Raw genomic sequence first — 12,988 nt, forward strand, 5'->3', positions numbered from 1 at the left:
TGTCACAGACCGTGTTGACGCGTTGAACAATGCCATATCTAATATATTGCATGCCAGCTGAACGGCTTCGTCCTCTCGACCGGTCCCTCCTGCGCGACCAGGCGTACCGCATGCTCCGCGACGCGATCGTCGAGGGCGACCTCGCGCCCGGCGAGATCATCCGCGACGGCGAGCTGGCCGAGCGGGTCGGGCTGTCGCGCACGCCGGTGCGCGAGGCGCTCGCCCGTCTCGCCGACGAGGGACTCGTCGAGACCAAGCCGCACGCCTACACGCGTGTCACGCCGCTCGTGCTCCGCGACGTACGGGACGCGTACGTCGTCGTCCGGGCCATGCACGAGCTCGCCGTACGCGCGGCGGTGCCGGTGCTGACCGAGCGGCACCTCGAGACGATGCGCGCGGCGAACGCGCGGTTCGCCGCCGCCCTCGACGAGGGGAACGTGCCCGCCGCGCTGGCCGCCGACGACGAGCTGCACGACGTCCCGGTCGCCGCGGCGGGCAACCGCGCGGTGGCCGCGACGATCGAGCGGTACGTGCCGCTGATCCGCAGGCTGGAGCGGCTGCGGTTCGGCTCGCTCCCCGGCCGGCGCTCCATCGCCCTGCACGACCGCCTGATCAACGCCTGCGCCGCGGGCGACACCGAGGCGGCCGTGGCCGCCACCGCCGAGATCTGGGCCACGCTCGGCGACCTTCTGGATGAGGAGATCTCGTGACGACACTGGACGACTTCCCCCGCGAGCGCCTGCTGTTCGGGCCCTCGCCCGTGCACCCGCTGCCCCGCCTGACCGAGCACCTCGGGGGCGGGGTGAGGCTGTGGGCCAAGCGCGAGGACTGCAACTCCGGCCTCGCGTTCGGCGGCAACAAGACGCGCAAGCTGGAGTACCTCGCCGCCGACGCGCTCGCCCAGGGCTGCGACACCCTCGTGTCCATCGGCGGCGTGCAGTCCAACCACACCCGGCAGGTCGCCGCCGTGGCCGCCCGGCTCGGCCTGAAGTGCGTCCTGGTCCAGGAGAGCTGGGTCGACTGGCCCGACGCCGTCTACGACCGGGTCGGCAACATCCTGCTGTCCCGCCTGCTCGGCGCGGACGTACGCCTGGTCGAGGCCGGGTTCGGCATCGAGTTCAAGGAGAGCTGGGAGCAGGCCCTGGAGGACGTCCGCGCCCGCGGCGGCCGGCCGTACGCCATTCCGGCGGGCGCGTCGGACCACCGTCTCGGCGGCCTCGGCTTCGCGAACTGGGCGCGCGAGGTGGAGGAGCAGGAGCGGGAGCTCGGCGTCCACTTCGACACGATCATCGTCTGCTCGGTGACCGGGAGCACGCAGGCCGGGATGGTCGCCGGGTTCGCAGGGAAGGGCCGCCGGATCATCGGCATCGACGGCTCCGCCGAACCGAAGGAGACCTGGGAGCAGGTCGCCCGGATCGCCCGGAACACCGCCGAGCTGATCGGTACGGAGGTCGCCGACGACGAGATCGTCCTCGATGAGCGGTATCACGCCGGGACGTACGGCATCCCGGACGAGCGGACCCTGGAGGCCATGCGGCTGGCCGCGCGGCTGGAGGGGATGATCACCGACCCGGTCTACGAGGGCAAGTCCATGGCCGGAATGGTCGATCTGGTGACGAACGGGGAGATCGAGGCGGGATCCAACGTCCTTTACGCTCATCTCGGAGGGCAACCGGCGCTGAACGGATACAGCGCGCTCTTCCGCTGAGGGGCTGACATGCAGGACGTTCGTGACGATGGGGTCGCGGGTGTGGACCTGGCCGGCGTCGACCTGGCGGTGCTGGAGGAGATCCAGCGCCGGGTGCCCGACATCCTCAGCGACGGCATCCCCGCCATCGGCCCGGGCGGCGACCACGCCCGCATGCCGGGCATGCCGTACAGGATCGCGGGAGAGTCGCCCCAGCGGCGCACGTGATCGGGGCCGAGCCATCCTTCCGGGTCATCGGCGATCGCCGCGCGCAGGGAACGCCCGTCGGGCAGTGAGCCCGGCGTCACCACCGCCGAACCGGCTGGTCGCCGAGCCGACCCAGTCCTCGGGTCGATGGTCGTCGAGTGGAGAACCGCCCCGGAAGCGGCCGATGTTCGTCCCGCCGGGGTAGAAGTGCCGGGCTGGTCCGCGCAGCGGGATGGGTGATGGTCAGACATCGTCCTCGCCGAAGAGGGTGATCGGCTGTGGCGAACCACAGGGTTGCGGTCCAAGGCGCCGGATTAAGACATCGTTGTCAACGACGGGTTCATCGCCGTAATCTTCTTATGACCGGAGGCCTTCCCTGGATGGCCACGCTGGTAGGCGAGAGAATCGGCGCTGACCTGGTGATCTAGGAGCAGGAACTCCCTCGGCGACTCGGCCGTTGACCCTTCGGGTGGACGACCATGCCCAGGGCAGGACTGATAACGATGTCTCAACCTGGCGGGCTATGCTGTCAAGCGGCCGTCAACCCGCCGAAGTTAAGGTGCGACGAACAGGGCTGAGCGATCTCTGGCAGAAGGGCTCTGGTGGACAAGCAGGACAGGCGGCGCAGGCCGACGATCTCAGACGTGGCGGCCGCCGCCGGAGTCAGCCCGAAGACGGTGTCCCGTGTCATCAACAACGAGCCGGGCGTGCGCGCCGAACTGGCCGATCAAGTGCTCGCGGTGATCAGCAAGCTCGGGTTCCGCCGCAACACCATGGCCAGCTCACTGCGCTCCGGCCGGCAGACCGCGACCATCGGGCTGATCATCGAAGACCTGGCCAACCCGTTCTACTCCACGATCGCGGCGGCGGTGGCCAGCGTCGCGCGCACCCACGACACCCAGCTGATCACCGTCAGCTCGGAAGAGGACCCTGAGCTCGAACAACGTCAGTTCCTCCAACTGTGCCAGCGCCGGGTGGACGGCATGATCATCGTGCCCGCCGGCTCGGACCACTCCTACACCCGGTCCGAGGTCGAGATGGGCATGCGGATGGTCTTCCTGGACCGTCCGCCGTCGGGCATCCTGGCCGACAGTGTCGTCATCGACAACGCGGCGGGGGCCCGGGCCGGCATCATGAGCCTGCTCGAGGACGGGCACCGCCGGATCGGGGTCGTCATCGACTCCCCGATCATCTACACCGCGCGCGAACGGCTGGCCGGCGTACGTTCGGCGCTGGCCGAGGCGGGCATCCCCTATGACGACGCCCTGGTCAAGGTCGGCGTCACGAATCCCGATGAGGCCGCCCACGCCATCGCCGCCATGCTCGACGGCGTCGACCCGCCCACCGCGTTCTTCACCGGCAACAACCGGAGCACCATCGGTGCGATCCAGGAGCTGTACCGCCGTGACAGCGACGCGGCGCTGCTGGGCTTCGACGACTTCGAACTGGCCACACTGATGCCGCGCCCGCTGACCGTGATCGCGTACGACGTGCAGGAACTCGGCCGCGCCGCCGCCCTCCGGCTGTTCGAGCGGATCGGCGGGGACACCTCCTGGCCGTCGGAGACCGTGATCCCCACGCATCTGGTTCAGCGGGGCGTCCAGCTTCTGAAGTCCTGACGCCGGCGCGCGGGGCGTGCCGCCGGCGGTCACCCGCGCCCCGGCGAGGGAGCCACCCGCATCGGCGCGGGAGGGAGTACCGCCTCGATGAGCGATGCCCCCTCCGTGATCCGGCGCCCTACCGCGCGAAGCGCAGGTCGAGGAAGCGGGCGCGGTTGTTGTTGACGTTCGCGTACAGGTCGTCGATCTTCTGGCTGTTGACGTTGTAGGAGATCACCAGCTCACCGGGGCGGCTCAGCTCCGGGTGCGCGGCGATGTTGTACGGCGCGTAGATGTCGCCGCCGCCCTCGGGGGCGGTGTAAACGTCGGTGCGGTTCGTGAACGGACCGACGGGGGTCGGCGCGGTCGCCACGTAGATGTCGTGACCGAGGTAGGCGTCGGAGGTGGTGAGGACGTAGGAGCCGTTCACCTCGGTGACGCTGTACGAGGCCCCGACGTTGTCGGTCACGCGCGCCGACGCGGTCGGGTCGTGCGACCAGCCGGTACCGGTGTAGAACTCCCACGAGCGGTCGACGAGGTGGCCGACGCGGGCCCGCGCGACGTGCATGTGGCCCGACTCGGCGCCGTAGATGTAGATGTAGCCGCCGACGCGCGTCAGCTCGACGCCCCACGACACGTTGCCCTCGTCATAGCTGTGGGTCACCTTCGCGCCGCCCAGGTCGCGGGAGAAGGAGGCGATGTCGGTCCTGACCCACGCGAAGTTCCACGGCGGCGGGTCGTCCGTGGGGACCTGGGCGTACTCGAACAGGCGCAGCTTGCCGCCGTCCATGATGCCGTCGCCGTTCCAGTACCAGACGTCGTTCGTTCCCGAGGGATCCCACGGCGGCGTCGCCGGCGTCTCGCCGACGAGCGACTGCGGTGCGTCGTGCGTCCCTCCGGTCAACGTGGTCTCGGGAAGCCCGTCGCGTCCGGCCGTGACGATGGTGTTGTGCACGAAGCCCGCGTCTTTCGGCAGGCTCTCGTCGGCGTTGACCGGGCCGAGGAAGGTGTCGTTGAGGAGCCATGCGACCCGCCCGCCCGGCAGCGTCGCCGAGTACGTGCCGTCCGATGCGGCCCAGCCGCGATGGTTCGTCCAGCCACCACCGCTGTCGCCGAACGCGCGCCAGGCGGCGTTCAGGTGCTCATCAGGGACGACGCTCGTCACCACCGGTGCCTGCCGGGTGCCGGCGCCGTGCCCGGACTGCGTCGGGGTGCTCGCGAGGGCACTCGGCGCGAGGGCGCCGGTACCGAGCACCGCCGCGGCCAGAACGGCCGTCGCCGGCCCGACGCGAGCACGCCGGCGACTGCGCCCGGCGGCTCGGAAGCAATGAGCGGGCCACCTACTGCGCGTCATGGAATCGCCTCCTCATTCCTCTGCTCGCTGACATCGTTGTCATCAGCGCATCCGTGCATGGTCCGCGCGGTCAGTGCTGAGCGAGCAGCTCCACCTCGGACAGTCTCAGCGCCTGGCCGTCCGTGGGCGGGTCGAACTCGAACCGTACGTACTGGTAGCTGCCGGTCGCGTCACTCGGCGTGAAGGCCCGCGTCTGCTGGCGCCAGGTGAACTGCTCGCCGCTTCGGCGGTCCACCTCTGTCCAGTGCGTCCCGTCGGTGGAGACGCTGACCTTCCAGCCCGCCGGATCGCCGCCGGTCTGGGCGGTGCTGGTGAGCGTGTACTGGGCGATGGAGTGCGGCTGGTCGAACCGGTAGGTGACGGATGCCGGTCCGGCGGCGAAGGTGGTCGCGGTGTTCGAGTCGTTGTCGAACAGCGCGGCCGGGTCGGTGCCGTCGTTCGTCGTGGCCGTTCCCTTCCCCGAACCGGTCTGGTCGGCCGGCGGGTCGGCGACCTTGGACCCGGTGGTCAGTGACGGCGGTGCGGCCGAGGGCGCGGTACCCCAGCTCGAGGGGCGCGGGCCCATCTGCAGATCGATGTGCCCACCGCCGGTCAGGTCGGCGTGCTGGAGATAGGTCTTGTCCCAGCTCTTGCCGTTGATCCGCATCGACTGGACGTAGATGTTCCGGTCGGAGTCGTGGTGCGCGGTGATGATCAGCGCACGGCCGCCGGCCGGGCGGATGGTGACCCGCTCGTACAGGGGCGATCCGATGGCGAAGGTGGGCGAGCCCTGCTGCAGCGGGTAGATGCCGAGCGCGTTGTCGATGTAGAACGCCGACATCGAACCGTTGTCCTCGTCACCGGGGTAGCCCTGGCCGATCGTGCTGCCGGTGAACAGCCGGCCGAGGGCGTCCCGTACGTGCGCGGCGGCCTTGGCCGGCTGTCCCACGTAGTCGTACATGTAGGGCACGTGCATTGACGGCTGGTCGTTGAAGGCCCACTGCCCGATCTGGTCGTCCCGGGACTCGAACATTTCGTGGTAGGCACCGCCCCAGCCGCCGCCGTACTGCGCGGTCTCCGGGGTGGCGAAGAACTGGTCGAGCTTGGCGGCGAGGCCGGCCCGGCCGCCGTAGAGGTTGGCCAGGCCGTTGCCGTCCTCGGGAACGAGGAAGGCGTACGTCCATCCGTCGCCCTCGGTGTAGTCGGTGGAGTTCCAGTCCAGCGGGTTGTAGGTGCCCGGCGCGTGCTCCCAGCCGCCGTCGGCGTTGCGCGGCTGGAAGAAGCCGGTGGACTTGTCGAACAGGTCGACGTAGTGCTGGGCCCGGTCGCGGAAGTACCGGTAGTTGTCCTGGTACTCACGCCGGTGCGGGTCGTCGGCCGCACTGGTCTGGTACAGCTTCAGCGACATCTGGGAGATGCCGTAGTCGGCGATGTAGTCCTCCAGCGAGACCGACGCGCTGGACCCGGTCGTCTGCGGGGTGTAGCCGAGGAAGGTTGAATGCGCCATGTCGGGACGGCCGGTCAGCCCGGACGATGGGATGGTGGCGTCCTTGACCGCGGCCTCGTACGCGCTGCGGACGTCGAAGTTCGTCACCCCGCGCAGGTAGGCGTCGGCGATGGCCACGTCCGAGCTGGTGCCGCTGAAGCCGAGGTAGCCGGGCGCCGTCCACTGCCCGATCCAGCCGCCGTCCCGGTACTGCTGCACGAATCCGTCGATCATCTCGCCGGTCAGCTTCGGGTAGAGCAGCGCGTCCAGCGACCAGGCGGTCCGGTAGGTGTCCCAGAAACCCTCGTTGGCGTACGGCTTGCCCGTCACCACCGCCGATCCGGTGGTGGTGGGGGTCGCGTGGCCGGTGCCCGACCGGTACGGGCTGGCGTAGCGGTAGTCGGGGGCGGCCTGGGTGCCGGTGTTCTCGAACAGCTCGTTCGGGTACAGGTTCAGGCGGTAGAGACTGGAGTAGAGGCTGGTGAGCTGGTCCTGGCTCGCGCCGTTCGGCTTGATCACGCCCAGTGCCTCATCCCAGGTCCGCTGCGCCGCGGCGTGCACCTGGTCGAAGCCGGCGTCGCCGACCTCGAGTTCGAGGTTGTGCTTCGCCTGGTCGACGCTGATGAAGGACGTGGCGATCCGCATGGTCAGCCGGTGGTCGGCGCCCAGGTCGAAGCTCGCGTATCCGGAGACGTTCGCCCCCCCGCCGCCGGTCAGCGTGCCGTTACCGGTCATCGGCCGGTCGAAGGTGGCGTAGACGAACATGCGGGGCGCGCCCCAGAACCCCGAGACGTCGGAGTAGCCGCTGACCACCCCGTGCGCGCGGTCGATCGTCAGACCGCCGTTGTTGTTGACGTTGTCGAAGATCAGGCTGTTCTGGCCGGAGGGGAAACCGAACCGCATCACGGCGGCGTGATCGGTCGGCGTGATCTCCCCACGCAGGCCGTTGTCGAAGGTCACGCCGTAGTAGTCGGCGCGAGCCGTCTCATGGTCGTGGCTGAACGCCAGCGCGCGGGCGGCGCGGTCGGCCGTCGCCGGGACGGCGGACGTGGACGGCATCACCTGGAACGTCTGGTGATCGGCGACCCAGATGCTGGGCTCGTGGCTGACGGAGAACGCCTGCAGCTCGGGCTCGTTCGCGGCGTTGTCGCCCTTCTGGTACGCGTAGATGAGCCCGGTGCTGCCCGCGTCGGTGACCGGAGTCCAGAAGTTGAAGCCGTGCGGGAGCGCGGCGGCCGGGATGTTGTTGCCGCGCGAGTAGTCGCCGGTGGAGTTGGTGCCCCGCGTGGTGATGACGCACGTCGACGGGTGGTGGGCGCAGTCGTTCGCCGGGGGCGCCGGTGCGATGTCGATGTCGTCCAGCCAGCCGGCGAAGTGCGCGGGACCGGACGGGTTGTCGTAGCCGACCAGGACGCGGGTGATGGTCTTGCCGGCCGCGACCCGGCCGATGTCGGCGGCCACCGCGTTCCACTGGTCGGTGTGCAGGACCTTCGCCGCTCCCTGCGCCCGCGGGCTCAGGCCCTTGCCGTTCTGGTCGGTGGCGCCGAGTTCGCTGAGGTAGGTGCCGTCGCTGAAGGCCAGGTCGACCGCGACGTACGTACTCGGGTATCCCAGATCCTTGCCCGTGAACTCCGGGAAGACCTTGTAGGACAACCGGGTGTCGCGGCGTACCGGCAAAGAGACCTGGTAGATCTTGTCGTACGCCGTGCCGTGGCCGGTGAGCTGCCAGCCCGCGTAGTGGAGAGCGTGCGTCCCCGTGAAGCCGACGTAGGTCTTGGCCGTGGGGCTCGACGCCGGGCCGTCCCCGATCGCGGTCGTCATCCCGGCGTCACCCGACGGCGCCCCGCCGAGTGCCAGTTCGGCGAGCTGGGTGTGACCGTCACCGTGATTGGCGGAGACCGCCAGCCGGTAGTGGGAGTACGCTCCCGCGTGCCGGACGGTGAAGAGTCTCGTCTGCGAGCGCTGACCGAACCGCTGCCCGCTCTCGGTGTCCACCGTCTGCCAGGTCCGGCCGTCGGCCGAGCCCTCCAGCCGCCAGGACTCGGGGTCACGCTCGGGCCAGTCGGACGCCGAGGTCATGGCGTAGCCGTCGATCCGGGTGGGTGCGGCGAAGGCCACCGTCAGCGAGGGCGTCCGGCTCGCGGCCTGCCAGCTGCTGCCGACGTCGCCGTCGACGGCACGTTTCGCGCCGTGGTCGGGCAGGACCTCGTCGCTCGCGGTGACCTCCGTCACCGCGGACATCGCCGAGCCGGGCAGCCCGGCGCCGGTGTCGGGGTACACGCCCGCCGTTCGGTGGGCGCCGTGGCCGCTGTCCGAGGTGTTCTGCCAGGTAGGGGCGGGGTCGTTCGGCTCGAACGAGGTGGCGAAGGTGCCGCGTTCGGCGGGAGCCGGCGCGGACCCGGCCAACGCGCTCTGCGCCGGGAGCAGGGACAGGACGATGCCGGCCAGTGCCGCCAGCGGTACGGGCGCGGAAGGTCGGGAACAGCGCCTGTGGCAGAGGCGACGAGGGGGTCGGGCCACGACCAGGCTCCTTGGCGGGGGAGACGCTTCGACAGCTCGGGAGTTCGCGAAGAGATTTGACGGCTCGGGGAGCGCGGCCGGCGGTCGACGCTCGGCACGCAGGGGTTATGACAACGTTGACAACAAGGGGACAGTGTCAGCCGCGCCGAATTCGCCTGTCAACCCTCCATCGCTCCATCGACGGACATCGGCACCTCGGATCAGCGTCGGAGTCTTGACGGGCGTGCGGCCTGAGGCCAAAACTGGCGGAACTGTGACAACGATGTCATGCCATCCGACCTACGGTGCCGTGCCTCCGCACCACGAGGTCTCCGCACCACGAGCCAAGGAGCGCCGATGCTCGACGACCACGCCGAGGACACCCGCGAGAGAGCGCGGTTGTCGCGCCGCGACGTCCTGCGCACGGGGGCCACTGTGCTCGCGAGCGTCAGCCTGTTCGGGGCGTTCGAGGACCGGGCCGTCGCGTCGCCTGCCGCCTCGGGCCAGGCGCCCGTCGGCGACCTGGCGCTCTACCGCCCCGTACAGGTCTCCTCGACCGCTTACGCGCCCACTCCCGGTCACTTCGTCGTCGACCGCATGGCGAGCAGCGGGCCTCGCGGCAGCGGATGGCGGGCGGCCGACGCAGAGACCCCGCAGTGGGTGGCCGTCGATCTTCAGGCGGCGTGTCAGGTCACCTCGGTCGTCCTCGTCTTCGAGGCGGCCGAGGGCGACGTCGTGTTCAAGCCCGCCGACGACGTCAACCCTCGCGTGAACACGACGGGCTGGGAAGTCCTGTCCAGCTACGCCACCCGCTTCCGCATCGAGGTCTCGCCCGACGGAAAAGCGTGGAAGACGGTCAAAGAGGGCACCACCAAGGCCGGCGGCACCGTCGAGGTGGTCCTCGACCAGCCCGTCACGACGCGGTGGATCCGCATGGTCGGCACCGCGCTGTCCAACCCGAACCCCCTGGGCCTGAACTCCTTCCAGGTCCTCGGCACCGCACCGGCCAACCGTCCGCGGTCGTCGGGATGGACCGACTGGACGAGCGGCGCCCGGCCGGTCCCCCCACTCAAGGTCGCGGACGACGGCACCGTGCCGATCGAGTCGGGCTGGAACCTTACCCTCGAAGGGTTCGCCGGCACCGGTGACGGATCGCGGCTGTCGTCCCCTGAGGTGGACACCTCGCGCTGGTTGCGGGCCCAGGTGCCGGGCACGGTGCTGGCCTCCCTGGTGGAGGAGGGCCACCTGCCCGACCCCGTGCGGGGCCTCGACAACCTCCACGTCCCCGAGGCGCTCAGCCGCAACTCCTGGTGGTACCGCCGCGTCTTCGACGTCCCGCATGGTTTCGGCGCCCGCGGCCATGACCACGTCTGGCTGGAACTGGACGGCGTCAACCACCAGGCCGAGATCTGGCTCGACGGCACCAAGGTGGGCGAGCTCGCCCACCCGTCCGCGCGCGGCGCCTTCGACGTCACCGCCCGGCTCCAGAACGGCGGGCGGCACGTGCTGGCCGTCCGCATCGACCCCATGCCCTATCCGGGCAATCCCGGTGACAAGGGTCCGGACGGCAGCCCCTACGCCGACGCCGGCTCCGGCATGATGATGCGCAACGGCCCCACCTACCTGGCGGTGTCCGGCTGGGACTGGATGCCCGCGGTACGCGACCGCGTCATGGGCATCTGGAACCATGTGCGGCTGCGCTCCACCGGCCCGGCCGTCATCGGCGATCCACGGGTGGACACCGTGCTGCCCGATCTGCCGGAACGCTCCCGGGCCGACGTCACCATCACCGTGCCGATCCGTAACGCCTCCGCGAACCGGCGCACGGTGACGGTCCAGGCCCGGCTCGGCGACGTCCGCGTCCGCAAGGACATCCCGGTCGACGGCGGGAAGATCGCCGACGCGGTCTTCACCCCGGACGAGTTCTCCGCCCTGCGCCTGTCCGACCCGGCCCTGTGGTGGCCCAACGGCTACGGCGATCCCACCCTGCACGACCTGGAGGTCTCCGCCTCGGTCGGCGCCGTCACGAGCGACCGGCGCACCGTACGGACCGGATTGCGCCACCTGCAGTACGCCTCCGAGAACCCCATCACCTTCCAACCGGGCGCCAACCGCGTCGAGCAGACCGTCGACATCCCGACGCAGCAGGCCCGATACGTCCGTGTTCAAGCGGGCCGTCGCGCCACCGGCTACGGCGTCTCCCTGTGGACGCTGTCCGTCATCGACAGCGCGCAGCCCCAGACCGACCTCGCTCTGCACGGCGACGCCTCCGCCTCTTCCACCGACAATTCCAGCAATCCCGCTTCGGCCGCGGTGGACGGCGACCCCCAGACCCGCTGGTCGTCCGCCTACTCCGACAACCAGTGGATCCAGGTGGACCTGGGCAAGACACGAACCTTCAACCGGATCACCCTGCTCTGGGAGGTCGCGTACGCCCTGACCTTCACCATCCAGGTCTCCGACGACGGCCAAAAGTGGACCGATGTCCAGGACGTCGACAACCGGCCTCACCAGCTGCAGATCAGCGTCAACGGCGTGAAGATCATGTGCCGTGGCGGCAACTGGGGATGGGACGAGCTGCTGCGCCGCATGGGGGGCGGCCGCATGGAGGCCGTGGTCGAGATGCACCGCGACATGAACTTCACGATGATCCGCAACTGGCTCGGCAGCAGCGACCGCGAAGAGTTCTACGCCCGTTGCGACGAGAACGGCCTGCTGGTCTGGAACGACTTCTGGAACGCGTGGTTCCTCGACCCGCCGGACCACGCGCTCTACCTCGACCACGTACGCGACACCGTGCGACGGTACCGATCGCACCCGTGCATCGCGGTGTGGTGCGGCGCCAACGAGGGCACCCCTTCGGGCGAGATCGACGAGGGCGCCAAGACGGCCGTCGCCGAGGAGCATCCCGGCGTGCGTTACGTCAGCAACTCGGCGGCCGGCGTCGTCAGCGGCGGCGGGCCGTACGCCTGGATCGATCCCGCGCAGTACTACTCGCCCCAGACTTACGGTGCCGGCACCTTCGGCTTCCACACCGAGATCGGCATCCCGACCGTGTCGGTCGTCGAGAGCATGCGCAACCTGGTGGGCGACGAGGAGGGCTGGCCCATCGGCACGGTGTGGAACTACCACGACTGGTCCACCCGCGGGAACCAGTACCCGCAGAACTACAAGGCGGCGATCGACGAACGCCTGGGCGAGTCGTCCAGCCTGGAGGAGTTCTGCGCCAAGGCACAGCTGGTCAACTTCGAGTCCATGCGCGCGATGTTCGAGGCGTGGAACGCCAATCTGTGGAAGGACGCCAGCGGCCTGCTGCTGTGGATGTCCAACCCGGCCTGGCACAGCACCGTGTGGCAGACATATGACTACGACCTCGACGTCAACGGCAGCTACTACGGCGCCCGCGCCGGCTGCGAGGCGCACCACGTGCAGGCCGACCCACAGCACTGGAACGTGATCGCGGTCAACCACACCGCCGGCGAACTGCGCGCGGCGGTCGTCGAGGCCGAAGTGCTGGACCTGTCCGGCCGGCGGCTGGCGGCACTTCAACGGCAGACCATCGACATCGCCGCCTCCTCGACGGCGCCCGCCTTCACCGTCGCCCAGCCGGGCGGTGACGTCCCCCTCCACCTGGTCCGGCTGCGCCTCACGGACGCCGACGGGAAGAAGCTGTCGGAGAACACCTACTGGCGCTGCGCCGAGCCCAAGAACCTCCAGGCGCTGACCAAACTGTCCGGAGCCGTCTTGCGCCTCACCGGAGGCCACGTCCGCACCGGACGCGACGGCCGCCTGACCACCACGGTGACCGTGCGCAACACCGGCGACGTCGTCGCCCCGATGGTCCGGCTCTCGCTCCGCGACCACCGGTCGGGAACCCGGGTGCTGCCCGCCCGATACTCCGACAATTACCTGTGGCTGCTGCCGGGAGAGCAGCGGACCGTGACGATCTCCTGCCCACGAGGCGAGCTGTCTCCTGGGCACCTGGAGGTCACGGCGCAGGGCTACGGCACCTCCCGCGTCTCGGATCGCCCAGGACGCTGAGGCACGGCCGAACGACGGATCACTCCGAGTCCCGGCGCGCCGCGTCCTGGCGGGCGGCGTGCCGGGCCGAGCAGTATCGAGGCGGGATCCAACGTCCTTTACGCTCATCTCGGAGGGCAACCCGCGCTGAACGGATA

General features: G+C 69.8%; 7 protein-coding genes. 5 read left to right on the plus strand and 2 right to left on the minus strand.

Annotation, left to right across the window (positions count from 1 at the left end; genetic code table 11):
• Positions 1-50 precede the first annotated feature (50 nt).
• The 4 genes from NE234_RS02400 to NE234_RS02415 all read left to right on the plus strand — a co-directional run bounded on the left by NE234_RS02400 (position 51) and on the right by NE234_RS02415 (position 3,513).
• Positions 51-710, plus strand: coding sequence for a GntR family transcriptional regulator (locus tag NE234_RS02400; RefSeq protein WP_252776451.1), 660 nt, complete (start codon positions 51-53; stop codon positions 708-710).
• Entirely contained in the window at positions 707-1,708 is a 1,002-nt protein-coding gene (locus tag NE234_RS02405) for a 1-aminocyclopropane-1-carboxylate deaminase (protein ID WP_252776452.1), read from the plus strand. The genes NE234_RS02400 and NE234_RS02405 overlap by 4 nt, the downstream gene beginning before the upstream one ends.
• A gap of 9 nt (positions 1,709-1,717) precedes the next feature.
• Positions 1,718-1,915, plus strand: coding sequence for a hypothetical protein (locus NE234_RS02410; RefSeq protein ID WP_252776454.1), 198 nt, complete (start codon positions 1,718-1,720; stop codon positions 1,913-1,915).
• A 581-nt stretch (positions 1,916-2,496) separates the two neighbouring features.
• Complete coding sequence (locus NE234_RS02415) at positions 2,497-3,513, plus strand: LacI family DNA-binding transcriptional regulator (RefSeq protein WP_252776455.1); 1,017 nt, start codon at positions 2,497-2,499, stop codon at positions 3,511-3,513.
• Between the two features lie 118 nt (positions 3,514-3,631).
• Here NE234_RS02415 and NE234_RS02420 read toward each other — a convergent pair whose 3' ends face one another.
• The gene (locus NE234_RS02420) at positions 3,632-4,846 is read right to left on the minus strand and encodes a DUF5005 domain-containing protein (protein ID WP_252776457.1); all 1,215 of its coding nucleotides are present in this window, start codon (positions 4,844-4,846) and stop codon (positions 3,632-3,634) included.
• Positions 4,847-4,916: 70 nt separating this feature from the next.
• Complete coding sequence (locus NE234_RS02425; RefSeq protein WP_252776459.1) at positions 4,917-8,831, minus strand: GH92 family glycosyl hydrolase; 3,915 nt, start codon at positions 8,829-8,831, stop codon at positions 4,917-4,919.
• Between the two features lie 336 nt (positions 8,832-9,167).
• Here NE234_RS02425 and NE234_RS02430 point away from each other — a divergent pair, with 336 nt between their 5' ends.
• Entirely contained in the window at positions 9,168-12,851 is a 3,684-nt protein-coding gene (locus tag NE234_RS02430; RefSeq protein ID WP_252776461.1) for a discoidin domain-containing protein, read from the plus strand.
• Positions 12,852-12,988 lie beyond the last annotated feature (137 nt).

The organism is Actinoallomurus rhizosphaericola, from assembly GCF_024055675.1.
In the GTDB taxonomy this organism is placed as follows: domain Bacteria; phylum Actinomycetota; class Actinomycetes; order Streptosporangiales; family Streptosporangiaceae; genus Actinoallomurus; species Actinoallomurus soli.